General features: G+C 59.4%; 17 protein-coding genes. 9 read left to right on the forward strand and 8 right to left on the reverse strand.

What is annotated here, in order from left to right; translation table 11 throughout:
• Positions 1 to 3: 3 nt before the first annotated feature.
• The 3 genes from LJD29_RS13740 to LJD29_RS13750 form a co-directional block, all read right to left on the reverse strand.
• The gene (locus tag LJD29_RS13740; RefSeq protein ID WP_446742109.1) at positions 4 to 783 is read right to left on the reverse strand and encodes an MlaE family ABC transporter permease; all 780 of its coding nucleotides are present in this window, start codon (positions 781 to 783) and stop codon (positions 4 to 6) included.
• A 96-nt stretch (positions 784 to 879) separates the two neighbouring features.
• A complete protein-coding gene (locus LJD29_RS13745; protein WP_446742110.1) occupies positions 880 to 2,316 on the reverse strand; it encodes a sigma-54-dependent transcriptional regulator in 1,437 nt (478 codons plus the stop codon).
• The gene (locus tag LJD29_RS13750) at positions 2,309 to 5,137 is read right to left on the reverse strand and encodes an ATP-binding protein (RefSeq protein ID WP_446742111.1); all 2,829 of its coding nucleotides are present in this window, start codon (positions 5,135 to 5,137) and stop codon (positions 2,309 to 2,311) included. Before LJD29_RS13750 ends, LJD29_RS13745 begins: the two co-directional genes overlap by 8 nt.
• A 451-nt stretch (positions 5,138 to 5,588) precedes the next feature.
• Between LJD29_RS13750 and LJD29_RS13755 the strand changes: the two genes are divergently transcribed.
• Positions 5,589 to 6,134, forward strand: a complete 546-nt coding sequence (locus tag LJD29_RS13755; RefSeq protein ID WP_446742112.1) for an NUDIX domain-containing protein — start codon at positions 5,589 to 5,591, stop codon at positions 6,132 to 6,134.
• A gap of 85 nt (positions 6,135 to 6,219) precedes the next feature.
• On the opposite strand, the gene LJD29_RS13760 is transcribed toward LJD29_RS13755, so the two are convergent.
• The 3 genes from LJD29_RS13760 to htpX all read right to left on the reverse strand — a co-directional run bounded on the left by LJD29_RS13760 (position 6,220) and on the right by htpX (position 8,446).
• Positions 6,220 to 6,942, reverse strand: a complete 723-nt coding sequence (locus LJD29_RS13760; RefSeq protein WP_446742113.1) for a ZIP family metal transporter — start codon at positions 6,940 to 6,942, stop codon at positions 6,220 to 6,222.
• A gap of 133 nt (positions 6,943 to 7,075) precedes the next feature.
• Positions 7,076 to 7,564, reverse strand: coding sequence for a DUF4149 domain-containing protein (locus LJD29_RS13765; RefSeq protein ID WP_446742114.1), 489 nt, complete (start codon positions 7,562 to 7,564; stop codon positions 7,076 to 7,078).
• A gap of 9 nt (positions 7,565 to 7,573) precedes the next feature.
• Positions 7,574 to 8,446: a zinc metalloprotease HtpX gene (htpX, locus tag LJD29_RS13770; protein WP_446742115.1), complete on the reverse strand. Its 873-nt coding sequence runs from the start codon at positions 8,444 to 8,446 to the stop codon at positions 7,574 to 7,576.
• Between the two features lie 325 nt (positions 8,447 to 8,771).
• Here htpX and LJD29_RS13775 point away from each other — a divergent pair, with 325 nt between their 5' ends.
• The 6 genes from LJD29_RS13775 to LJD29_RS13800 all read left to right on the forward strand — a co-directional run bounded on the left by LJD29_RS13775 (position 8,772) and on the right by LJD29_RS13800 (position 17,177).
• Positions 8,772 to 12,431, forward strand: coding sequence for a TonB-dependent receptor (locus tag LJD29_RS13775; protein ID WP_446742116.1), 3,660 nt, complete (start codon positions 8,772 to 8,774; stop codon positions 12,429 to 12,431).
• 180 nt (positions 12,432 to 12,611) lie between these two features.
• Positions 12,612 to 12,998 carry a response regulator gene (locus LJD29_RS13780; protein ID WP_446742117.1) on the forward strand — a complete coding sequence of 129 codons (387 nt, stop codon included), beginning with the start codon at positions 12,612 to 12,614 and terminating at the stop codon, positions 12,996 to 12,998.
• Between the two features lie 64 nt (positions 12,999 to 13,062).
• Positions 13,063 to 15,123, forward strand: coding sequence for a heme lyase CcmF/NrfE family subunit (locus LJD29_RS13785; RefSeq protein ID WP_446742118.1), 2,061 nt, complete (start codon positions 13,063 to 13,065; stop codon positions 15,121 to 15,123).
• Complete coding sequence (locus LJD29_RS13790; RefSeq protein ID WP_446742119.1) at positions 15,123 to 15,578, forward strand: cytochrome c-type biogenesis protein; 456 nt, start codon at positions 15,123 to 15,125, stop codon at positions 15,576 to 15,578. Before LJD29_RS13785 ends, LJD29_RS13790 begins: the two co-directional genes overlap by 1 nt.
• A complete protein-coding gene (locus LJD29_RS13795) occupies positions 15,575 to 15,850 on the forward strand; it encodes a hypothetical protein (RefSeq protein WP_446742120.1) in 276 nt (91 codons plus the stop codon). The genes LJD29_RS13790 and LJD29_RS13795 overlap by 4 nt, the downstream gene beginning before the upstream one ends.
• 25 nt (positions 15,851 to 15,875) lie before the next feature.
• A complete protein-coding gene (locus LJD29_RS13800) occupies positions 15,876 to 17,177 on the forward strand; it encodes a peptidase associated/transthyretin-like domain-containing protein (RefSeq protein ID WP_446742121.1) in 1,302 nt (433 codons plus the stop codon).
• Positions 17,178 to 17,208: 31 nt separating this feature from the next.
• Here the strand turns inward: LJD29_RS13800 and LJD29_RS13805 are convergent, their stop codons facing one another.
• The gene (locus LJD29_RS13805; protein ID WP_446742122.1) at positions 17,209 to 19,305 is read right to left on the reverse strand and encodes a S9 family peptidase; all 2,097 of its coding nucleotides are present in this window, start codon (positions 19,303 to 19,305) and stop codon (positions 17,209 to 17,211) included.
• A 60-nt stretch (positions 19,306 to 19,365) separates the two neighbouring features.
• Here LJD29_RS13805 and LJD29_RS13810 point away from each other — a divergent pair, with 60 nt between their 5' ends.
• Positions 19,366 to 20,070, forward strand: a complete 705-nt coding sequence (locus LJD29_RS13810) for an HAD-IA family hydrolase (RefSeq protein ID WP_446742123.1) — start codon at positions 19,366 to 19,368, stop codon at positions 20,068 to 20,070.
• A gap of 177 nt (positions 20,071 to 20,247) precedes the next feature.
• A complete protein-coding gene (locus LJD29_RS13815; protein WP_446742124.1) occupies positions 20,248 to 22,902 on the forward strand; it encodes a TonB-dependent receptor in 2,655 nt (884 codons plus the stop codon).
• Here LJD29_RS13815 and LJD29_RS13820 read toward each other — a convergent pair.
• Positions 22,899 to 23,774: a LysR family transcriptional regulator gene (locus tag LJD29_RS13820; protein WP_446742125.1), complete on the reverse strand. Its 876-nt coding sequence runs from the start codon at positions 23,772 to 23,774 to the stop codon at positions 22,899 to 22,901. The two genes, LJD29_RS13815 and LJD29_RS13820, sit on opposite strands and share 4 nt — an antisense overlap.
• Positions 23,775 to 23,841: the final 67 nt, after the last annotated feature.

The raw sequence follows: 23,841 nt of genomic DNA on the forward strand, positions 1-23,841 counted from the left end.
CGTTTAGCGCCCGAAGAGGCCGATCATCAGCCGGATGATGATGAAGTCGCTGGCGATGATCAAAACTGAGGAGACGACCACTGCCTGTGTCGTAGCGCGTCCTACGCCCTGCGTGCCGCCGCGCGTGTTCATGCCGTAGTAGCAGCCGATAGTCGAAAGCACGAAGCCGAAGATGAGCGGTTTAATGAGGCCCTGGGCTATGTCCGCGAAGCGCAGCGACTGGTAAGCGTTATGCAGGTATTGCGAAGCATCCTGCCCGAGCATGAAGACGGCCACGCAGCCGCCGCCGAGGATACCCACGGCATCGGAGAGAATCGTCAGGAAGAAGAGCATGACGATCGTCGAGACGATGCGAGGCATCACCAGCTTCTTAAGCGGGTCGGTGCCGAGGGCGCGCATGGCGTCGATCTGCTCGGTGACGACCATGGAACCGAGTTCGCTGGCCATGCCTGAGGCATTCCGGCCGGAGACCATGAGAGCCGTGATGACCGGCCCGATCTCCTTGATCATGGAAAAGCTGACCAGCTGGCCGGTGAAAGCCGCTGCCCCGAACTGGGAGAGCGTTGCGGAGGACTGGAGTGCCAGCGCACCGCCGAGAAAGAACCCGGTCAGGATGACAATCGGCAGCGATCCGACGCCGATCAGGTCGGCCTGGTTGACCAGGTCCGCATAGTAGAACGGGCGGCGGAAGAGATTTCCCAGGGCGCGGGCCGATAGGAGCGAATAGTCCTGGACGGCGGCAACACCCTTTTTTGCAGTCGTATCAAGCGAGGCGATTGGCATGGGTTCGTCAGTCTTTGGATGCTCTGTTGGTCCGGATCGGTTTAGAAAGAAAACGCTAAACCGAGACTACCACTCTCCTTACGCCAATTTTCGCGCCTACTCTTTCGACCGCTTCCTGATTTCGATGTTCAGGCGCTTGATCTTCTGGTTGAGAGTCGAGAGCGGAATCCGAAACTGCTCGGCCGCCTCGGTCTGGTTCCAGTTACATCGTTCGAGCTTCTCGATGATGATCCGGCGCTCGATGTCTTCGAGAATATCGAAGAGCGACGAGTCCGGGCTGTGCTCCAGGAGGCTGGTGGAGTAGCTGCGGCCTGTCAGGTGGCCGGGCAGCAGCTCCGACCCGATGACTGGCGCAGAGGACAGGACCACACCGCGCTCGATCACGTTTTCGAGCTCGCGGACGTTGCCAGGCCAGTCATAATCGACCAGTGCCCGGAGCGCATCCGGAGAAAGGGTGCGCTCCGGCAGGCTGTTCTCCTCGGTGTAGTAGCGCAGGAAATGATTGGCGAGCAGCGGAATATCCTCGCGGCGGTTGCGCAGCGGCGGCAGATCGACCGCGATCACATTCAGGCGATAGAACAGGTCTTCGCGGAACTTGCCTTCGCGCACGGCCTGGCGCAGATCGACGTTCGTAGCCGCGATGATGCGCACGTCGACCTGGATCTCGTGGACGCCGCCCAACTGCATGAAGCGCTTGTCCTGAAGAACACGCAGCACCTTGGCCTGCGTGTCCATGCCCATGGTGCCGATCTCGTCGAGGAAAAGCGTGCCGCCGTTGGCGACTTCGAACAGGCCCTTCTTCCCGGAGATCGCCGAGGTAAACGCGCCTTTGACATGTCCGAAGAGCGTCGATTCGAGCAGGTCGGTCGGCATGGCGCCAGTGTTGACGGGGACAAAGGGTTTGTCGCGGCGGCCGGAGTTAGCGTGGAGCGCCTTGGCGATCAGTTCTTTACCGGTTCCACTTTCCCCTTGAATCAGTACCGTCGAGCGGCTGGGCGCGACCTGTGCCACCAGGTCGAAGATGCGCAGCATGACTTCGCTCTTGCCGATGATGTTCGAGAAGCTGTACCGCTGCTTGAGCGCGCGGCGCAGCTGGGCATTCTCTTCTTCGGCACGATAGCGGCCAATCGCCGAGCGAATGTCGGCAAGGAGCTTTTCATTATCCCAGGGCTTCTGGACGAAGTTCTGCGCGCCGGTGCGAATCGCCTCGACGACGTTGTCGACCTTGCCGTAAGCAGTGATCATGATGACCGGCAGCGCGGGCTGGCGTTCACGGATCAGCTGCAGCACCTCGAGTCCGTTCTTGCCGGGCAGCGCCAGGTCGAGCAGTATCAGGTCGTACGAGTTGTGCTCGATGCGTTCGAGACCCTCTTCGCCATTAATGGCCAGCTCGACAGTGTAGCCCTCGAGCATCAGGAGGGTTTCAAGCGACTCGCGGATGGCTGCTTCGTCATCGATGATCAGAATGCGTTGCCCTGCTTCCGTCTGTTCGATCGGGGGAAGCGGGGAGATGGCGACGGTTTCCTCAGACATGCGCGGGTTTCCTTAACATTGGAAATTCAAGGTAGAAGGTCGTGCCGGCGCCCATGTGGCTCTCGACGTGTATCTTGCCGGCGTGCTCCTGGATGATGCCGTAGGTCACGGCGAGTCCGAGCCCGGTGCCACGGCGTTCGCCCTCTTTGGGTGCGGATTTGGTGGTGAAAAATGGATCGTAGATCTTCTGCAGATGTTCGGGGGCGATGCCCGATCCGGTGTCGGAGATGGCGACACTGACCAGGCCGTTCAGCTCGGTTGCAATGCGCAGGGTACCGCCGCCGTTCATGGCGTCCTTTGCATTCAGAAAGAGGTTAAGGAAGACCTGTTGCAGCTTGCCCGCATTGCCGAGGATCGGCGGCAACTGCGGCAGCAGCGAGGTATCCAGCGTGACCTGCGAGGTCTTGAACTGGTGTTCGATCAGCGTGAGCGTATCGCGGATGATGGCATTCAGATCAGTCTCACGGAACTCCGTGGTGCCGGTACGCGAAAAGTTCAGCAGGCCGTTGACGATCTCCGAAGCGCGGAAGGTCTGCTGCGTGATCTTGTCGAGCAGCGGCGAAAGCCGTTCGTCGCCGCGCATCTGCTTGGTCAGCATCTGGGTGTACGACGAAATCACGGCCAGCGGCGTGTTTACTTCATGCGCCACGCCGGCGGCCAGCAGGCCGATCGAGGAGAGCTTCTCCGCCTGCGATAGCTGGGCTTCGAGCTCGGTTCGATCGGTGATGTCATCGACCAGCATGATGCGGCCTACGGTCTTGAAGTCGCGAGAGACCAGCGGCGCAATGGCAATGTTGGCCATGCGGACTTCACCGGTGCGCGTTTCGAGGCGGAATTTGTAGAGGTTATGTACGCCAGGCTCGTTCTTTACGCGCTGGTACTCGTCCATCAGCAGCGCGGGGAAGACGGTCGAGAGCGGCTGCTTCATCGCGTCGGCTCGCGGCAGCGCGTACATCACTTCCATCTGAGAATTCCAGCTCTCGATGCGGTCCTCGAGATCGACGGCGAGAATGCCGACATTGATCGACTCGACGATGTTCTCGTTGAATTCCTTCAGTCGCTCGTACTCGGAGATCTTCTGCTCCAGGCTGGCGTACAGCTGTGCATTCTGCAGGGCGATACCGAGATAGCTGGCCATCGATTCGAGCAGTTCGACATCTTCGCTCGAGAGGAAGTCTCCATCTGCCGTGCGCCCCAGGCCGATGGCGGCAATGGCGCTGTCTTTCACGCGACAGGGCAGGTAGTAGTTCAGGTCGAGCAGGGCGGTCGTATGCCGCTGGCTCTCGGTCAGGTGCAGGGCCTGCTGCGGGTTCTCGAAGAAGATGTGCGATTCGGAGTCGGCACGATTGAAATTCAGGAAGCTGAGATCGAGCCGGCTGTCGAGGCCGTGCAGGGTCGACGCCAGTCCATGATCGGCCGCCAGCACGAAGCTGCCCGAGGCGTCGGCAAGGAAGACCGCAACGCGCGTGACCAGCAGGGTGCGCGGCAGGCGGTCCACGATGGAGTTCAGCAGGGTACGCAGATCGGTCTGCGAGTTGATGCCGCGTCCGAAGTCGATCAGGGTCTGGCGATAGTCGTAGCGCTTGCGGTCGAAGATGCGATCCACGCGCTCCTGGATCATCCGCTTGATCGGGTCAAAGAGCTGCGCCGTGATGATGATGGCAGCAATCAGCCCCCAGGCGCCGGCGCGAGGCAGCCTGGTGTGAACAACCTCGGCTGCGATGGCGACAACCGCGAAGTAGAAGCCGACCAGGGCCGCTGTCGCCAGCGTATAGGTGACGCCGCGCTTGAAGATCAGGTCGGTATCCATCAACCGGTAGCGGACGATGGCCCAGCTGAAGGTCAGCGGCAGGAAGACCATCGCAATGCCGGCGATCTTGGTGATCACGTCCGGCATCACCATATTCGCAAGATAAGGAATCGCGATGAAGAGCGTGTAAGGCGTGATCGCAACCAGTGTGCCGCGGGTGAGCCACTTCAGCTGCTGCCGGCGCAGCGGGATGTGCGTGCTGCGGTAGCTGTAGTAAAGCACCAGGGCGGCCAGCACGTAGAAAACCGCCATGTAGCCGGTGGAGATCTGGTCCAGCCGGTGGCGCAGAACCTCGGTCGCAGACCAGTGAACGATGGCCAGGACCCGCACGCCGACCACAAAGACAGCCGGCAGGTAGACCAGCGACATCAGCCGCGGGCGGCGATGACCCTTCTCATCGGCAAACGCCAGCGCGAAATGCAGGAAGAGCGCCGGCTGCAGGCCCTCGGCGAGGATGTTGCCCCAGTAAACGATCTGGTCAAGGACATTGAATTCGCCCGTGTACTTGAAGGCATAGAGAACAAACGAGACCAGGCAGAAGATGTAAAAGTGCGTCGAGTGCGGCGCCGTCCAGCGGCGAAACAGCACATAGAGGCCGATGCCGAGATAGACCAGCGCGATGACGCGGAAGGCCTGGTCGAAATTACGATCAAGGGCGTCGAGGATGACCGGCACCGGCAGCTTTACGCCATGCCTCACGATCGTGTAAGTGATGGTGTTGTAAGCCTTGGTCCTGACCATCTCACGGGTCAGGGATGCCCAGCGTGGCGTGGCATGGTCATTGGCCGCGATCATCAGGTCGCCCGGCTTCAGGCCGGCGCGCTCCCCCGGGCCTCCATGCGTTATACGCTGGGCTACCAGGCCGCCATGAGCCTCAACCCACCAGACCCCGTCGGTCGGCGACTGATAATTGTTTTCCTGGACGAAATTAAACGACGCAAAGACTGCTGCTGCGACTGTGAAGAGAGCGAGCAGGAGTACTGTGATCCGGGTTTGGGAAGACTTCTCCATGCAACGGGATCGCGGACGACGGACAACTTAGAGCAAGTCGCTTGCCAAGTATGCGCGGCATAAATTGGAAGCTGTTTGCGTCCAGTATACCCTTTAATGCCATTGACATAGATATAACCTTCTCTGCGCACAGAATGAACGCGAGCATCCCTTTAAATGGAGATCCGGGCAGAATCTATGAAAAAATGTATTGTGGGAGGGGTAGCGAGAAAGCCAGCCTAATGGGATTTATGAGACCGATTTGGGCGGGTCGCCCAGAGAATGCAGACGGCAAAAACGGTGATGAAACTCAGAATCGAAAATGCGGCCATGAAGAATCCTCCTGGTGGCGGCTCGGTTTTCCGGCGCACACAGCATACCGTAAATGCAGAGAGACACGACAGCGTCTTGTAAGTTTGATGACGCTCTCACGGCAATCGTGCGCTACCCATGGCACAATGAGGCTCTGATCATGAGTATCCGCACACTGAGCAGTCGGGAAGTTTATCGCAACCCCTGGCTTCGCGTCCGCGAAGACAAGATCGAACGCAGCAACGGTGTTGAAGGCATTTACGGCGTGATCGACAAGGACGACTGCGCGGTCATCCTGCCGATCGAAGGCGACACCATCTACCTCGTGGAGCAGTTCCGGTACACCATCCAGGAACGGGCGCTCGAACTGCCGCAGGGTGGATGGGAGAGTCCCGACGTCGACCCCGAAGAACTGGCTCGCGGAGAGCTGCGCGAGGAGACCGGTCTTGTTGCCAGCTCCATGATTTATCTGGGCTTTATCTGGATCGCATATGGCTTCGCGAAGCAGAAGCAGTATGTTTACCTGGCCACCGGCTTGAGCCAGGAGAGCACCGATCCGGACCCCGAGGAGCACGACCTCACCCTCCACTCGTTCTCGATCGGCCAGTTCGAGCAGATGTTGCTGGACGGAACGATTCGCGACTCCTGTACGCTGGCTGCCTGGGGACTTTATAAAGTGTGGCTGGAAAAGCAGGCGAAGGGCTAAGGTCTTTTGGCAGGTCGCGGCTTTAGCCGCTTCCACGCCCCAGGAGTAGCAGGGGTAAAGCCCAGCCCCCTGCTATATCGGCTTGCTAGAGCGCCGGGGCCAGCATCCGGAGCAGCAGAAAGAGCACGACGCCGGCGAAAAAGACCATCGCCATCCGGATGCCGGGTTCGCGGTTCACCTCGGGGACGAGGTCGGTTGCCGCTACGTAGATTGCCACTCCGGCAGAGAGCGGAAGGCCGGCTTCAACCCAGCCTGGCAAGAGATTGATAGCCAGCACTCCCGCGATGGTGGCGAAAGCCAGGACCGTCGCCGAGATCAGCGCTGCGTGGCGGCTGCGTCCCGAAGCCAGCATGACGGAAGCGACCGTGAAGCCCTCCGGGATCTTGTGCAGAAAGATGGCGACGAAGATCAGCCAGCCCAGCCAGTTCGAAAGCACAAAGCCGGAGCCGATGGCGACTCCATCGAAGAGCGCGTGAACGGCCAGCCCGGCCAATACCGAGTAGCCCTTATGGGAGGCTATGAACTCCTCGTGGTGCGTCTCTTCCCCGAAGTGAAAGTGCGGCGTGATGGTGTGTTCGAGCAGGTGGATGGCGCAGTAGCCGGCCAGCACCATGGCTGGCGCCCAGTGCGGAGCGAAATGCAGGCTCTCCGGCACCATTTCGAGGAAGGCAACGGCCATCATGAAGCCCGCGCCGAGGGCAACAAAATAGCGAAGATAGCGCTTTTCCCAATGGCGTCGCACCATCACCAGCCCGCCGAGCACGTCGGCAAGGGCTGCTACCACCCCGAGAATCAGCGAGAGAAGCATCGTTCGATCAGAATGCGCCCAGGGCTATGACGTCTCCGGAAAGCCCTCCGGCGCAATTTCTGATGATAGCAGTGCAGGAGGCATTTGAGAATGCATTCCTGTTAACTTTAAGGTGCCTTCAGGAGACAGGCGCTCAGACGCGATCTTTGCTGACGTTCGCAGCCAGCAGAAATACCAGGACAATACCCGCCGCGAGCACACCCTTTTCGACCGTGGTCGAGGTATTGTGCAGGCGGTTGAAGGCGGCATGGTTGGGGTCGTCCAGGCCGACGGCGTCGATGGCTCCGCCGGCCGCCAGGCGATATCTCTCCATGCGGGGAATGATGGAGAACTGCGAGAAGGCTGTAAGCGCCAGCATCACCAATGTGATCGCGACCGGCGCGATCACATTGCGCGGAAGCGCTTTGATTGATTGCGCCACCAGCAGCAGAACGACGATCAGGGCGCCGGCGAAAAGGCCTTCATAGTGCAGGGTGATGAGGCACTTGCGCACGATTGTCCCGGCAACATGCGTATCGGAGATAGAGGTGAAGGCGTAATACGCCACAAACGGGAAAAACATGACACCGCCCAGCCACAGCGCGACGAACAGATAGATCAGGGCGCGAACGAAGGTCTTCATCTCTTTACCTTATTGGTCCTGGGAACTGTAGACACCCGGGCGGCCGATCAGCCGCTCGATGCGCTTCGAGATCGGTGGGTGGGTCGAGAACAGGCTGGACAGGTCGCGGGCGCTGATCACCGGAGCCACGATGAACAGATGTGCATTCGACGGGGAAGCTGCCATGGGCAGGCGCTTCGAATAGGCGTCGAGTTTCTCCAGGGCGCTGGCAAGGGCATAGGGATTTCCCGTAATGTGCGCCCCGGTAGCGTCGGCCTCGTACTCGCGGGAGCGCGAGACGGCCAACTGGATCAGCGTTGCCGCGATCGGGGCAAGAATCAGCATGAAGATGGCGCCCAGTCCACCGCCGCCACGCTCGCGGTCACGGCCGCCTCCATAGCCGCCGAAAAGCGAAGCCCAGTAGCCCATGCGTGCCAGCATGGTGATGGCTCCGGCCAAAGTCGCGGCGATCGAACTGGTAAGGATGTCGCGGTTCTTGACATGGCCAAGTTCGTGAGCCAGAACGCCTTCCAGTTCTTCATCGTTCAGCAGATTCAGGATGCCGGTGGTGACGGCGACCGAGGCGTGCTGCGGATTGCGTCCCGTGGCGAAGGCATTCGGGGAGTCATTGGGAATGACATAGATCTTCGGCATGGGCAGACCGATGCGCTGCGTCATGCGTTCCACCACCTGGTAAACGCGGGGCAGCTCTTCCCGTGTGACCGGCTGCGCCCGGTACATGCTCAGCGCCAGCTTGTCCGAATAGAAGTAACTGACGAAGTTCATGCCGGCGGCGACCACGAATGCGATCACCATGCCGTTCCGGCCACCAAAATACCCTCCGGCAATCACGAGCAGCAGCGTGAGTCCGGTCAGAAGAAAAGCTGTCTTGAAGGTATTCATACGAAGGCTTTCACCTTTCCCAAGCGCATTTATTCTTTCACGAGTACGAGGCGGCACTTATGCGCCTGATATCGCAGAGATTGCCGCTTTGAACGCCGCGAGTACAGATCATCCCGCTGATCGCACGCTTGGTGGCATATTACGGTGCGTTCGTCCCGCAGGCATACGCATTTTCATAACCCTCATTTTATTTGACGGAGAAATGCCTATATCTCAGGTAACAGGGATTGTCGAGGGACGGATGGAAAGCTTTTGTTTACAGATATATGAATATTTGTGACGAATGACATGGATCAACGGTCTTCGAATTGCACAGGCGGTTGGCATGAAATTTCTATCAGCCGCTCAACGTTCGCGAGCTGCCTTGCTCGCACTGTCCAGTCTGCTGCTTGCTCCCACCGTAGTGTTCTTTCCCTTTCATGCGGCATACTCCCAGGCAACGAACCTTAGTGGATCGATCCAGGGAACGATCACCGATCCGGGCGGCGCAGTTGTGCCGAACGCTACCGTGACGATCACAGGTGTCGATACCAATGTGACCAAGACGACGAGGACGGACGGAGCCGGTGCGTACGCTTCGGGACCCCTGGTCAACGGGAACTATCGGATCACCGTAGATGCACCGGGCTTCGCGCAGTTGAAAGCGACGACGGTGGTGCAGATTGGCACCACTGCGAACGGCAACTATAAGTTGACCGTTGGATCGGCCGCGCAGGTCGTGGAAATTACAGGAAGCGCGATCCAGATCGATTCCTCGCAGACGATGGTTTCATCGGTCGTAACTCCGGAGCAGATCAAGAACCTGCCGGTACAGGGGCGCAACTTCCTAGACCTCGCGCAGCTTGAGCCTGGCGTGCAGCTGCAAAGCGGTGAGTCGTTCGATCCGACCAAGGCCGGTTACTCGGCACTGTCGATTGGCGGCGTTTCGGGCCGTACCACCCGCATCCTTCTCGACGGTTCGGACGTGACGGACGAAACGGTAGGAACGACGATCTTCAACGTGCCTTCGGGCGCGGTAGGCGAGTTCCAGCTGACCCGTTCGACCGGCGATGCCTCGTCGGCGATTACCTCGTCGGGCTCGCTCAACGTGAGCACCCCTACTGGAACCAACAAGTTCCATGGCCAGACCTTCTATACCTTCCAGGACAACGCTGTGGCCTTCGCGGATGCGCCGAACGGGATCGACGCTCCGTTTCAGCGCAACCAGTTCGGTGGCAACATCGGCGGACCGATTCTGAAGGACAAGTTGTTCTTCTTCGCTGATTCCGAACGTATCAAGCAGGACTCGCAGCAGGTAGTGACGTTGGGATCTCAGTTCGCTGACATTAATGCTGCGAACCCCACCTATGGCTCGCCCTTCCGCGACACTTATTCGGTAGGCCGCATCGATTACAACGGTCGCTGGGGTATCCACTATTTCGTTCGTGGAAACTACGAATCGAACAGCGTGGCGTCGACCTACGGGTATGGCTACTCCCTCTATGCAAACCGCGACAACACGCCGGGTATCGCCTACGGCGTAGATTTTGTGACGGGAAACTTCACGCACAGCTTCCGCGGCGGCTATGAGAAGTTCCACAACCTGATTGGCGACCTCACGGCCTCGAATGCCGGCCTCTACAATCCGTTACCTGGAATCGAAATCAACGCTCCGGGCGGTCTGTTCACCGGCCCGAATCTTCTGGCTCCCCAGCAGACCTATCAGTCGGACAAGCAGTTCCGTTACGACGGCAGCTGGACCCACGGACCTCACGTCCTTCGTTATGGCGCTGGCTTCAACCGCATCCTGGGCGGAGGATTCGCCTCTTTCTACGGCCTTGCACCACTGGTTTCGACCAGCCAATCTACAGTTGAACCCGGCGTGACAGGCGCTGCGGGAGACCCGACAACATATTCCGCCGCGGCTGTGACCCTGGGCAATGGACAGGGCTACGACACGGAAATTCCGTCTTTCGGCAAACCAGCAGGTGGCCAGGGCGACTGGCGTCTGGATATGTACATCGCCGATACCTGGAAGATCACTCCGAACCTCACGCTTAACTCGGGTGTCCTCTTCCAGCGCGATACCGGTCGTTCGAACTCGGATGTCGCTCCGATTCCATGCTCGGAAATCGATACCACCGCGACAGGTTTTGCTGCTCCATGTTCCGGAAATCAGCTGATCATGGATCAGTTTGGCCCCGGACTCGGCGACCGTGTCCGCCAGCCCTTCGGCGCGTTCGGTCCGCAGCTTGGTCTTGCCTATGCGCCGCCCACCCTTCATGGCGACACCGTGCTGCGCGCGGCTGCCGGTCTTTATTTCGAAAACTTCGTTTTCAACAACACGCTGTTTGATCGTCCGTTCAAACTTCAGAAGGGTCTGTTCTTCCAGACTGCGGATATCTGCGGCGGTATCAACACGCTGACTCTGCCCGGACAGGGCGCGGTCACCAGCTTCAATGGTGTTCCCATCTCGACCCTGTGCTCCGAGCCTCTCAGTCAGTCGGCTGCTGCTTTCACTGGTCTGCAGCAGGAGTTCCAGGCGGCAACGGCGCTTGTCGGCGCTCAGTCCAACGGCAGTTTTATCGGCAACACGCTGGCGATTCCTGCATCGGCCGGTTATGACGCCTATGCCCCTCACAACTTCGCCACGCCTCGCTCCTTCCACTCCAATTTCGGTATTCAGCAGAAGCTCTTCAATGGTGGAGTGCTGACCGTTGATTACCTTCACCAGGTCGACTGGAAGTTCCAGGAAGCGCTCGACGTAAATCATGTTGGCGCTGCGCGGTATTTCAATCCCGCTGCCGCTCAGGCAGCGATCAGTGCCACGCTGGCCGCTTGCGGCTCGGCGAGCATCGATATCGCGATCGCCTCCTGCCCTGGTCTTCACACTGACTCGGATACGGGACAGGTCACCGGTGCGACCATCACCGACTTTGCCGCAAATGGTCTGGATTCAGGTGTTGCCATCAATGGCGGCTACCCGAGCCCGGGAAACATCGCGTTCGGCGGTGCGAATCCCAATGTCGGACAGGGCCAGTTCCAGTATCCGATGGGACGTTCGGCTTACGATGCGCTGCAGGTCTCGTTCCGCGGCCAGAAGGCGAATCCGTTCAAGGGCGTGGTTGCAGGAAACCTCGAAGTTTCTTATGCCTACTCCCGTTTCGTCACCAACGTAGGCAACAACGCAAGCGCCAGCAACGTGAACGGCAACTCGACATCGGATCAGTACTTTACGCCGGTTGTCTGGGATGCCGATCATCCGACTCGCAACATCGGTCCCGGTACGCTGGACCGTCCTCAGCAGCTGTCCTTCGGTGGCTATCTGACGATGGCTCAGCCGGGCGCCATGCATCGCTTCAGCGCAGGCCCGACGGTCGGTATAATCGCCCACTTCTCGTCGTCGCCTCCGAACAGCCTGACCCTGGATAATCTTTCCGGCGCCAGCGCCCAGATTTTCCAGACAGATATCAACGGTGATGGCCAGACCGGCGATCTCCTCCCGAACAGCGAACCGGGCGCCTATGGCCGGTCCGTTCATCCCGGCAGCCTCAACAAGACGATCACAGCGTTTAACAACAGCTACGCCGGCACATTGACCCCTGCCGGTAAGGCAGTCGTGGGCAGCGGGCTCATGACGACCGCGCAGCTGGCTAAACTCGGTGGTGTTGTCCAGGCGATCGGCACGGCGCAGTCCACGCCGCTTAACTACGGAAACCTGAAGGAGATCGACGCGAACTTCAGCTATCCGATCAAGCTGCCATTTATCTCGGAGTCCGCCAGCATCGAGCCGGCGGTCGCCTTCTACAACGTGGCCAACTTCGCCAACTTCAGCGGAGGTCCGAGCACGATTCTGACCGACGCGAACGACAACGCGGGCAACAGCTATGTCAACACTGCCAGCGGAGCCAGTGATCGCAACCAGTACCGCACCGGCCGCGGTTCGGGCACCTTCAACCTCGGCGGACCCCGTACCTCGGAGTTTTCGCTGAAGTTCAACTTCTAAATACCAATTCGCACTAGGAAAAGGAGGGCGCTTGCGCCCTCCTTTATTTTTGCCGCATCAATTCCAAATCGATTCGGTATCGCAGGCAACCGTCCGAGCGCGGCAACCAACTAACGGTGTAGAGTTGTATCAGGCTTTAGGCAAGCCGCCTGAAATACGTCAACTGAACTACTTAGGCTGATGACTGCTGACATTCTTCTTGTAGATGACAATCAAATCCAGGCAGCAACCAGAAAAGCTGTCCTGAGTGCGCCGGATCGCTTGATCGTCGTCGCCGAGGATGCATTGAAAGCGCTTGAGCTTCTGCAGGATGCAGAGTTCCGCGACTCCCTCGGCTTGATTGTCACCGATCACTGGATGCCAGGCATGAACGGTCCGGAATTTGTCGAAAAGCTTCGGCAGTTCCTACCCGAGATTCCCGTATTGGTCCTGAGTGGTTTTCCTGATGCGGAAGCCGAATACGAAGGCCAGAATGTGGTCTTCCGGTTGAAGCCGTTGGCTCCCGAGCAGCTGCGCTCCCTGGTGAAGTCTTTTCTCGACTCGCAGCCAATGAGCCGTACGGCTTAAGTCCATCTCCGCCCACGTAGTTTGCCGCTGACGGTTTCGTCTGCGACAATGTTTCTTCGACCTGATGCCCACCTTTGGCAGTTTCGCTCTTCTCTTGTCGCTGGCGTTGTGCGCCTACACATTGCTGGCGGGCATCGTCGCCCTGAGGCAGCTTGCCACAGGAGCCCAGGGGCAGATCTCTCCGGAACGGTTGGCGGAAACAGCCCGGCGCTCGGGAATCGCCAGCTTCGTGGCCACGACCGCTGCGGCTTTCGCGCTGGTCTGGGCTGCGTTCAATAACGACTTTTCGGTCGCTTACATCCTCCATCACAGCAACCGGGCACTCCCCGGAGCCTATAAGTTCGCAGCTCTCTGGTCTGGCCAGGAGGGTTCGCTGCTGCTGTGGGCGTGGCTGCTTTCGTGCTACGGGTTTGTGCTGCGGCTCAGGCATAAGGTGGACGTCAAGCTGACGGCTTACGCTTCCACGATTCTGGCGGGTATCCAGGTTTTCTTCCTGCTGCTTTTGAACTTTGCTGCTCCCCCTTTCTCGCTGGTGGGTGGAGCGGTTCCGCAGGATGGTTTCGGGTTGAATCCGTTGCTGCAGTATCCGGAGATGGTGATCCATCCGCCGATGCTGTATCTCGGCTACGTAGGTTTTGCGGTGCCGTTTGCCTTCGCGCTGGGTGCACTGATGATGCGGTATCCGGGTGAGAAGTGGATCCACATCACCCGCCGCTGGACGATGATCACCTGGCTCTTCCTGACCTGCGGCATCTTCCTCGGCGCGCACTGGGCCTACTCCGTGCTGGGCTGGGGCGGCTACTGGGGCTGGGATCCGGTCGAAAACGCCTCGCTCATGCCCTGGCTCACGGGTACGGCCTTTCTGCACTCAGTGATGATGCAGGAGAAGCGCGGCATGATGAAGACCTGGAACGTGTGGCTGATCTTCTCCACCTTCATGCTGGCGATCTTTGGAACGTTGCTGACGCGTTCGGGACTGGTCAGCTCTGTCCATGCCTTTGCGCAGTCCTCGATCGGTTCGTGGTTCTGGGGATTTCTGATCGTAGTGCTGTCGGTTTGCCTGTTCACCTTCATCATGAACCGCGACCACCTGAAGGCCGAGAACAAGCTGGAGTCGCTGGTTTCGCGCGAGTCGAGCTTCCTGTTTAACAACCTGGTGCTTCTGGCCGCCTGCTTCACCGTGCTTTGGGGAACGCTCTTTCCGGTGCTGTCGGAGTACGTGCAGGGCAACAAGGTCACTGTCAGCGGTCCTTTCTACAATCGCGTGGCGGTGCCGATCGGCATTTTCCTGCTCTTCCTCACCGGCATCGGCCCGCTGCTGGCCTGGCGCAGCGCGTCCTTCAAGAGCATCCGCAAGAACTTCATCCTGCCCTGTATCGCCTGGTTTGTGACAGCAGTTGTGCTGATCTCCTGTGGCGTGCACCCGTGGGATATTTTCACCACCAATGAGCAAGGTTCGTTCTATGCCTTCTGGGCGATCTCGATTGGAGCCATGGTGGTAACGGCGATCTCGGCGGAGTTCCTGCGCGGCGCGGGAGTCATCGCCCGCCACACCGGCCAGAACATCTTCGCGGCGATAGTGCAGCTGACACGGCGCAACACCCGGCGTTACGGCGGCTACATCGTGCACTTTGGCGTTGTTGTGATCTTTATCGGGATTTCAGGCCAGGCGTTTAACCGGCAAGTGACGCAGGAACTCGATTTCAAGCAGAGCGTGAGCATAGGACCGTACCGTGTGGAGTGTGCGAGCTACTCGCAGGATTCCAACCCGAATTACGACACCGAGTACGCGCTGCTCGACGTTTATCGCGGCGACAAGAAGGTGACGCAGCTTGCGCCTGAGCAGCGCTTCTACACGGCAAGCCAGCAGCCGCAGACGATGGTTGCCAACCACTCGACGCTGGCCTGGGATCTTTATGTGATCTACGCCGGCAAGAACCCTGACACCGGGCGCCCGATTATCAAGATCTTCCTGAATCCGCTGGTCGCATGGATCTGGATCGGCGTGGGCATCATTGTCTTCGGTACAGGGGTCGCGCTCTTCCCGAATATGACAGCCGCATTCGCAGCCAGCCGGTCTCGTGCAGCCGCTCCGTCCACGGCGATCGTGCAGGGTGGCGACTGATGCAGCGCCTGTTGCGTGTCTTCGCGCTGTGCCTGGTTGCGGTGATGGTAATGGGAGCGGCCGATGTGCAGACCCGTTACAACGATCTCGGCCACAAGGTGATGTGCACCTGCGGATGTGGACAGGTGCTGCTCGAGTGCAATCATCTTGGTTGCCCTTCGCTTTCGCGCGAGAGCGACGAACTGAAGACCGCGCTCAGTCGCGGCGATAGCGACAACACAGTCCTTGTCGCTTTCCAGAATGAATATGGCCCGACAGTGCTGGCTGCTCCCATGCTGACGCGCTTCAGCATCGTGGCGTGGATCATGCCTCCGCTGCTGCTGGCGCTGGGTATTTTTGCAACGGTAGTGCTGGTGCGCCGCTGGAGGCAGCGAGCGGCGGCTATGCCGGTTCCGGTGAGGTCACCGCAATTCATGGCGATGCGCGAAAAGATTCGTAAGGAGACAGAGCTGTGATCGTTGTGGCGTGCGGCCTTCTTCTGCTGGTACTGCTGGTGTATGTCTTCTATCCGGAGCGTCATGTCGAGGCGCAGCGCCAGAAGACGCGTCTTGAATATCTGCATGAGCGCAAGGATGTGCTGTACGAAAATCTGCGCGACCTGAATTTCGAATATCGTGCAGGCAAATTTGTGCAGGACGACTACGCCGCGCAGCAGGCCGATCTCGAAAACGAAGCCGCCGAGGTGATGGCGGAGATCGAATTGCTTGAAGCTCAGCCCACGCGCTGAGCTTTTGCCTATACTGAAGGACGTTATGAGATCTCTTCTCCGCATGCGCTCTGGCGCAGCCTTTGTCCTTGCCGCGTCTCTGCTGGCATCGTTTGCAGCCGCCCAGGCCGCGACCGTGACGGGAAACGTCACCAATAAGACGAACAACAAACCCGCCGCTGGCGATGACGTCGTGCTGATCGCACTGGCGCAGGGCATGCAGGAGGCAGGCCGCACCAAGACCGATGCGAAGGGGCACTTTTCCATCGAGGTGCCGGACGGCGGTATGCACCTGGTGCGTGTGGACCACGAGAAAGCGGCCTATTTCGAGCCACTGCCTCCCGGCACGAACACGGTGAATGTGGATGTCTACGACGTCGAGCCGAAGGTGGCCGGCGTGTCCACCGAGGCGGATGTCATGCGGATCGAAGCTGGCCCGCAGGGGCTGCACGTGGTGCAGAACTATTTCGTAAAGAACGAATCGACGCCGCCGAAAACACAGTTCAGCAAGGCAGCATACGAGATCTTCGTGCAGCCGGATGCGAAGATCGAAGCTTCGGCCGCGATGGGTCCGCAGGGAATGCCGGTTGCCTCATCGCCGATTCCAGCGGGCGATAAGGGCCACTACGCCTTTGTCTTTCCGATCCGCCCCGGAGAGACGCGCTTCCAGCTGAGCTACACGCTGCCGTACAGCGGCAGTTACAAATTCACCCCCAGGATCTTCATGCCGGCTGACAACGTCGCCATCATGCTTCCGAAGAGCATGAAGTTCGAAGGCAGCCCGGCATTTGCCGCCGCCGATGTCGAAGCCAGCGCACAGACCTTCCTCGCGAAGAATGTGCAGCCTTCGCAAAACCTGGAGTTTACCGTTTCAGGCACCGGTGCGATGCCGCGCGATTCGCAGCAGGCCGGCGGCGCCGCGGGCGCCCAGGGAGCGCAGCAGGGAAGCGGCGATCAGACCTCGGCGGCAAGCGACAACCGTCCGGGCGGCGGCCTGGGGAATCCCATCGACACTCCCGATCCGCTGCAGAAGTATAAGTGGTGGATTCTCAGCGGGCTCGCAATTCTGCTGGTGATTGCAGCAGCGTTCCTTCTCCGGAGCAAGCCTGCGGGAACTGCTCCCGCCACGGCGGCTCCTTCGCCCTTGACGCCGACTCCGCAGTTTGCGGTGCTCCCGAAGACTGCGGGCGCTGGACGCGAAGGACTTCTGGCTGCTCTCAAAGAAGAGCTGTTTGCGCTCGAAACAGAGCGGCTTGAAGGGAAGATTACCGAAGCCGAATACGCGGAGTTGAAGGCTGCGCTCGAGACCGTGTTGCGCCGTGCGCTTGGCCGCCAGCCGGTGGTTTAGTCTTTAAAACCTTGCATAAAAGCCTCGATCCCTATGGGATCGAGGCTTTTACATCTTCACCAAACGCCTTTTCGAAGAACCTGACAATGCGTTGGCGTCCGTCAAAGCCATGCCACGGTTCGGGGCTGGGATTGCCGAAGATGCCGATCGCAAGCGGTCCGTGATCTTCGCGAGGATATTGCACCATCTCTACCGGCACCTTCATCTGCCAGAGCGCGCGATACATTTCAAGGCTCTGCCCAAGCGGGTCGGTGCGGTCGGCTTCGCCCTGGATCAGCATGAAGGGTGTCTTCGCTTTGCTTGCGCCGGCGAGCGGGCTCTGCTTCCACGCGTCCGCCATATGATCCCAGGGATAGCCGTAGAACCAGCGGTCATAGTAGGAGCCGGCTTCGGTGCCGTATTCGCTGAACTGGTCGATCACCGGAGCCATGCTGATGACGCCTTTAAAGCGGTCGGTCTTGCCCTCGACAAAGCCCGCCATTTCGCCGCCGTAGCTGTAGCCCATCAGACCCATCTTGTTTGTATCGACAGGAAATTTCGCGACGACTGTATCGACTCCGGCCATGATGTCCCGATAGTCGGCTCCTCCAAGGTCGTTCTTGTTGGCCGCTGCGAACGAAGCTCCGTAACCGGTGCTTCCGCGCGGATTGGTGCGCAGCACGGCCCATCCCTGCCCGATGAGGAACTGTATCAGCGGGTAGTAAGCATCTTCGAAGGCTCCGGTCGGTCCGCCGTGCACATCGACCACGAGCGGCACCTTGCCGGACTTTGCCTGCGGCGGCAGATAGAGAAGACCCTCGATGGTCAACCCTTCATTGGTCCACGAAACAAGCTGCGATGCTGCACTCGGCCAGTTTGCTGGCACCATCGCAGGAGTATCGAGAGTGTGCGCGCTGCGACCGGGCTTTTCCGCGAAGTAAAGCGCAGGCGGTTGCGTGCTGCTCGACCCAATCCAGACCCAGCCCGAGTGCGAAGCGTTGGTGTTCCACTGCGTAACCGTGGCAGTTTCAAATGGAATCGGTTCGAATTTCGCATTATCCGATCTTGGATCGATCCGCATTGCGCCGAGACGTGTGCCTACCTGCACCGGGACAAGGACACCACTTCCATCTGTCAAAGGCGGCTCGTGATATACGGTGCCGCCGAACTTCGCTGTCAGGTTGCGAAGACTGCCATCAGCAAGGCTCAGCGCATAGACATCGTGATAGCCGGGAGGCGCGTCCTGCTCAGCCTGCGCCGATAGGATGAATTGTTTGCCGTCTTCCGACCACACGCCACTCTGTGCCGTCGGCGGCAGTTTCTCGATCTGAGTGGGATGCGTCAAATCGTTCGTCGAGACCATCCAGCCTTTGTTGGCAGGCTGCAGATCTCCCGCGCCATTCATCGGGCCTGAAATGGCAATCAGCCGGTCGCCCTGCTTGCTCCATGCAACGCTTTCGACATTTGGAGCGATGGACACCGGGTTCAGCTTCTCGTCGCTCATGCTGAGCAGGTAGAGGCGCGAGCCGTGTTCGCCATGATCGACCCACACCGCGTCGGCCTTTTCGTCGTGCTGCTTCTTCTCGCCGGGCGTCTCAGGATCCTCGGCGAGTATGGCGATGAATTTTCCATCGGGAGACACGCTGTAGTTTTCGACATCGATTGGTAGCCGCTCTGCCTTCGTCTCTTTCGCGTCCTTGCGTGGCGGAACCGCATCGGCCTTATCGGATTCATCGACAGGCGGCGCGATCTTCAGATCGTAAGGGCGCGCCTCGCCCAGTTCCATCGGCAGGCGGTAGAGCTGCGTGTGGTCGCCGCGATGCGCGAGGAAGAGAATGCCGTCGCCGTCGGGCATCCATTGGCCGCTGAACTCGCCTCGCTTCGCACTGGCGGGGCTCCAGGTGAGCTGGCGGGACTTGTTGGTGCGGATATCCACGAGCCATAGGTGGCTCTTTGCTCCGTCGGCAGTCGAATCAGCAATCTGCACGAGGACGCTATGGCCGTCTGGCGAGAGCTTTGGCTGCGTCATCGAGCGTACGTGGCGCAGGTCCTCATTACTGGGAAAGCGAGCCTGGTCGGCGGCAAATGCGACAGCAGGTAAAGCAGTGCATAGCGTCAGAAACGCGAAAGAACGAAAGGATGTCACCATGCGGTACAGCATACCGTTTGTCCGGCAACTTCACTAGCTGGAAACAGATAGACTTGAGCCATGCTGCACATCCTCAATCCCATTCCCGCCGAGAGCATTCGCCTGATCGTCTTCGACCTCGATGGCACGCTGATCGACTCGCAGGTAGACCTCGCTAACTCGGTGAACGCGATGCTGACACAGATGGGACGACAGGCGTTGCCCCAGGCCGTGATCGCGACCTATATCGGAGATGGCGCAGGCATGCTGGTGCGACGCGCGCTGGGCGATCCCGCGGATGAGCACCTGGTGGAGGATGGTCTGAATCGCTTTCTCGCCTATTACCGCGAGCACAAGCTGGACAATACCTACGTTTATCCCGGAGTCTTCGAGTCTCTCGGTGCTCTGCGCCTGCTGCACGACGGCAGCGAGAGAAAAATGGCGGTGCTGACGAATAAGCCGATCGGGCCATCGCTCGCCATCTGCGAAGCTCTCGGACTAAGTCCCTATTTCTTCCAGATTTACGGCGGGAATAGCTTTCCGACAAAAAAACCTGACCCCGAAGGGTTAATCACCCTGATACGCGAAGCAGGTGTGGAACCCGCGCAAACACTGATGATCGGCGATTCCGAGGTCGATATTCTTACTGCGAGGCGGTCTGGAGCGTGGGCACTGGGTTGCCGATTTGGACTTTCATCGCATACATTGGAAACCATACCTTCTGACTGCATGGTCGATGCAGCATCAGAGTGGGCGGCGGCATTACGGCTGTCCAGGACAACATAAATAACTTCGACCGCCAATTCTTCGGAGCCATCTACGCGACATTCTGCACAGGCACGCTAATGCTGCCTGCTGTTTGTATTTTTGTTCTGCCAGTCGGTTCTAGTACTACAGGTCAATCTGGCTAACCCACGAACCAGCCGGTTCGGGCCTCCATCTTGTTGTCTTGAGGAGAAGACCTTGCGTTCTTGCGTCCTGATCTCCGCGCTTTTAGCGTGTCCGATTCTTTCTGCCCAGGCTCCTGCCGCTTCGCCTGCCGCGCTTGCCGCCGCAGCCAAAACTGCTTCTGTGAATGGAACTGTAGCTGACGAGAGTGGAGCCATCATTCCGGGTGCGCAGGTCGTTATAACGGATGCCGCAGGGAAGACCATCGCATCGGCGACGACGGATGCAGCTGGCGCCTTCCGCATTCCTGTTCAGGTCTCCGGGACTTACAGTATCTCGGTGACGCTTGCAGGCTTTCAGCCGTACAGCACTGGTGTATCGATCGAGGCGGGCAAGTCTCCCAGCGCGATGAAGATCACGCTGGCGGTTGCGACTTCGGTGCAGCAGGTCGAGGTGAATGCCGGTTCGCAGACTGACCTGACGGCGACCGAGAACAACGGTGACACCTCGACCATGTCGGCGAAGGACATCAAGGATCTCCCCGTCTTCGACAACGACCTTGTCACCGCGATGGGAAGCTTTCTCGATGCCGGGCAGGCTGGCACAGCAGGCTCGGGCCTGATGGTCGATGGCGTCGAGGCCAATCGCGCCATGGTCTCGCCTTCGGCGATCCAGGAAGTGCACATCAACCAGGATGCCTACTCCGCGCAATATTACAACCCCGGCCGCGGACAAATGGAGATCATCACCAAGCAGTCCACTGACACGTATCACGGCCAGTTCAACTTTACCTTTCGTGATGCAGCGCTCAATGCGCAGCAGGGCTTCTCGCCGACCAAGGCACCGGAGCAGCGGCGCATCTACGAAGGCAATCTGACCGGTCCGGTCGCGCACCTCAAGAACACAATGTTCCTCTTCTCGTTCAACCGCGCCGAGGAAGACCTGACCTCGGTGGTGAATGCGACGGTCGCGCCGACGACCGATAATCCAAGCGGCATCTACAACGTCAACGTGCCCTCGCCGACACGCGATACCGAGTTCTCGATCCGCGTAGGACACCAGTTCAGCGATAAGAACAGCGCTTCGCTGATGTACGCCTATCAGGACGCGACCAATCGCAACAGCGGCATCGGCAACCAGACGCTGCCTGAAGCGGGATATAACACCGAGACCCGCGAAGACGACCTGATCTTCCACAACGACTACATCATCTCCGCGTCGAAGCTGAACCAGTTCTCGCTGGTGGGGGAGAGAACCTACTTCCCGATGTCGGACGTGCAGGAAGGCCCGCGCCTGGTTGTGAACGGCAACTACGTCGGCGGCAGCGCGCAGACCGACCAGGTAGCCAGCGAATACAACGTGCGCGGCAGCGATATCGTTACGTGGACGCAGGGACCGCACAACCTGAAGTTCGGCGTAAACCTGCCGCACCTGAGCCGCCGCGTCTTCGACGACAACACCAATCGCGCTGGCACTTATACCTACAGCCCGACGTACGCAGCAGACGGCTCGGTGATCGCCACCTCGATCCAGAATGAGCAGGCCGGCAACCCCTCCGGCTACACCGCCAAAGAAGGACAGGTCCGCTTCGTCTATCACCAGCAGGAGACCGGCGCCTTCGTCCAGGACCAGATCAAGCTGACGCACCGCTTCTCGCTGACTCCCGGCCTGCGTTACGACTGGCAGAACTTTCTCAGCAGCGATGTGAACAACTTTTCGCCGCGCCTGTCGTTCGCGCTGGTGCTCGATCAGAAGCATGAGATGGTGCTGCGCGGCGGTGGCGGTGTTTACTACGACCGCATCGGCTCCAGCCCTACACTCGACATTGCACGTTATGAACACGCAGAGCTTCGCCTGTTCCAGATCTCTTCGAACCAGCAGTCGCTCTGCTATCCCATCTCCGATTGCGTGAATGAGGAGACGCTTGCGCCTTCGCTCGTCGAGCGCGCGCCAGGCATCAAGACGCCTTACCAGATCAACTACGGTATTTCGCTCGATCGCAAGGTCGGCCAGGGCGGAACGATTTCCATCGGCGGACGCATGAATCGCGGCGTCGATCTCTTCCGCTCGATCGACATCAACGCGCCGCTGCCGCCGAACTATTCAGGCCGTCCCGACGCAGCCATCTCGCAGTATCGGCAGATTCAGTCGGCAGCCACGCAGAATGGCTCGGCTCTCGACATCAACTATCGTGGCCGCCTCAATCGCTACTTCACCGGCTTCGCCTGGTACACATGGAGCCACTACGGCAACAACACCAGCGGCATCAGCTGGTTCCCGCAGAACCAGCAGGATCCGAAAGCGGAGTGGGGCCCTGCCGACTGGGACCAGCGCAACCACTTCGGCTTCTACGGCATGTTCAACCCGGAGCACCTGCTCAACCTTGGTGTGGGTGTCTTCGCGAACAGCGGCAAGCCGTGGACGGTGCTGACCGGTACCGACGCATACGGAGATAACCTCTTCAACGCGCGTCCCGAAGGCGTTGCGCGTAACTCGGAGATCGGTCCCGACTACGCCGACCTCGACCTCCGCTGGGGATACGACTTCAAGCTGCAGCCGAAGGAAACCGACAAGAGCCCGACCATCGGTGTCTCGGTGTCATCGTTCGACGTGCTGAACCATCTGAACGGCTCTTACGTCGACACGACGCAGGGCAGTGAAGACTTCGGCCAGGTGACCAGCGCACTGCCTCCGCGCAGGGTGCAGCTGGCCATGCGTTTGAACTTCTAACTCACCTCGGTCTTCAGGTGTTTAAGGAAGGCCTGCTGTACCCGATTGAACGATCGTCCTCGCAGGGTTGCGGCGACGATCGTTCTCGAGGCCTGCGCATCGCCGATCTTCACGTAGCAGCAGGCGACGCCGCGATCGACGGCCATCTCCGGCACAAGCGATACGCCAATACCTGCCGCAACCATGCCAAGCAGGCTGCTGAACTGCCCACTCTCGAAGGCGATCTTGGGATTCAGGTGTGCGCGTGTGCAGGCGGCGATGCTGATATCGCGAAAGCAATGGCTGTCGCGCAGCAGCACGAAGGGTTCCCCGCGAAGCTCCTTCAACGAAAGGCTCTTGGACGCTGCACGCGGATGGTTCTTCGGCAGCGCGGCGAAAAGCGGCTCGGTGCGCAGGGTGATCAGCTCCAGATCCTTGTGCCGCAATGGAAGCGAAAGAATTGCAAGATCGATCGCGTGATTACGCAGGCTTTCAAGCAGCACCGGCGTGGTCTCTTCAACAATCCGCAGCTTCGCTTCCGCATACTTTTTCGAAAACCCTGCGACCTGCTTGGGAATGATGTAAGGCGCGATGGTTGGAATTACTCCAACCGTGACGCTGCCGCGAACGTCGGCCTTCTTGTCTTCCACCTCGCTGCGGGCCGCCTCCATCTGATGCAGGATGGATCGTGCGTAAGGCAGGAAGGTCCGGCCGGCCTCTGTAAGACGGACACTGCGTCCGAGCCGGTCAAAAAGCCGGGAGCCGAGATCCTCTTCCAGTTTTGAAACCTGTTGGGAAAGCGAGGGTTGAGCGACATGGCATCGTTCGGCGGCGCGGCTGAAGCTGCCAGTGTCGGCGATTGCGCAGACATAGCGCAGTTGATGGAATTCCATAGGTAATGCCTATGCTCCTCTGGGTAACTATAAGCTTTTCGTGGGCTAATGTCTGCCCAGGTCCGGC

It is taken from the genome of Silvibacterium acidisoli (assembly GCA_022870745.1).
Lineage (GTDB): Bacteria > Acidobacteriota > Terriglobia > Terriglobales > Acidobacteriaceae > Silvibacterium.

What these genes read in the sequence shown, in the direction of transcription:
- LJD29_RS13820 (WP_446742125.1), bottom strand. Translation starts at nt 23,774, where the DNA reads ATGGAATTCCATCAACTGCGCTATGTCTGCGCAATCGCCGACACTGGC.
- LJD29_RS13810 (WP_446742123.1), top strand. Translation starts at nt 19,366, where the DNA reads ATGCTGCACATCCTCAATCCCATTCCCGCCGAGAGCATTCGCCTGATC.
- LJD29_RS13760 (WP_446742113.1), bottom strand. Translation starts at nt 6,942, where the DNA reads ATGCTTCTCTCGCTGATTCTCGGGGTGGTAGCAGCCCTTGCCGACGTG.
- htpX (WP_446742115.1), bottom strand. Translation starts at nt 8,446, where the DNA reads ATGAATACCTTCAAGACAGCTTTTCTTCTGACCGGACTCACGCTGCTG.
- LJD29_RS13800 (WP_446742121.1), top strand. Translation starts at nt 15,876, where the DNA reads ATGAGATCTCTTCTCCGCATGCGCTCTGGCGCAGCCTTTGTCCTTGCC.
- LJD29_RS13805 (WP_446742122.1), bottom strand. Translation starts at nt 19,305, where the DNA reads ATGGTGACATCCTTTCGTTCTTTCGCGTTTCTGACGCTATGCACTGCT.
- LJD29_RS13790 (WP_446742119.1), top strand. Translation starts at nt 15,123, where the DNA reads ATGCAGCGCCTGTTGCGTGTCTTCGCGCTGTGCCTGGTTGCGGTGATG.
- LJD29_RS13750 (WP_446742111.1), bottom strand. Translation starts at nt 5,137, where the DNA reads ATGGAGAAGTCTTCCCAAACCCGGATCACAGTACTCCTGCTCGCTCTC.
- LJD29_RS13780 (WP_446742117.1), top strand. Translation starts at nt 12,612, where the DNA reads ATGACTGCTGACATTCTTCTTGTAGATGACAATCAAATCCAGGCAGCA.
- LJD29_RS13745 (WP_446742110.1), bottom strand. Translation starts at nt 2,316, where the DNA reads ATGTCTGAGGAAACCGTCGCCATCTCCCCGCTTCCCCCGATCGAACAG.
- LJD29_RS13765 (WP_446742114.1), bottom strand. Translation starts at nt 7,564, where the DNA reads ATGAAGACCTTCGTTCGCGCCCTGATCTATCTGTTCGTCGCGCTGTGG.
- LJD29_RS13775 (WP_446742116.1), top strand. Translation starts at nt 8,772, where the DNA reads ATGAAATTTCTATCAGCCGCTCAACGTTCGCGAGCTGCCTTGCTCGCA.
- LJD29_RS13740 (WP_446742109.1), bottom strand. Translation starts at nt 783, where the DNA reads ATGCCAATCGCCTCGCTTGATACGACTGCAAAAAAGGGTGTTGCCGCC.
- LJD29_RS13755 (WP_446742112.1), top strand. Translation starts at nt 5,589, where the DNA reads ATGAGTATCCGCACACTGAGCAGTCGGGAAGTTTATCGCAACCCCTGG.
- LJD29_RS13785 (WP_446742118.1), top strand. Translation starts at nt 13,063, where the DNA reads ATGCCCACCTTTGGCAGTTTCGCTCTTCTCTTGTCGCTGGCGTTGTGC.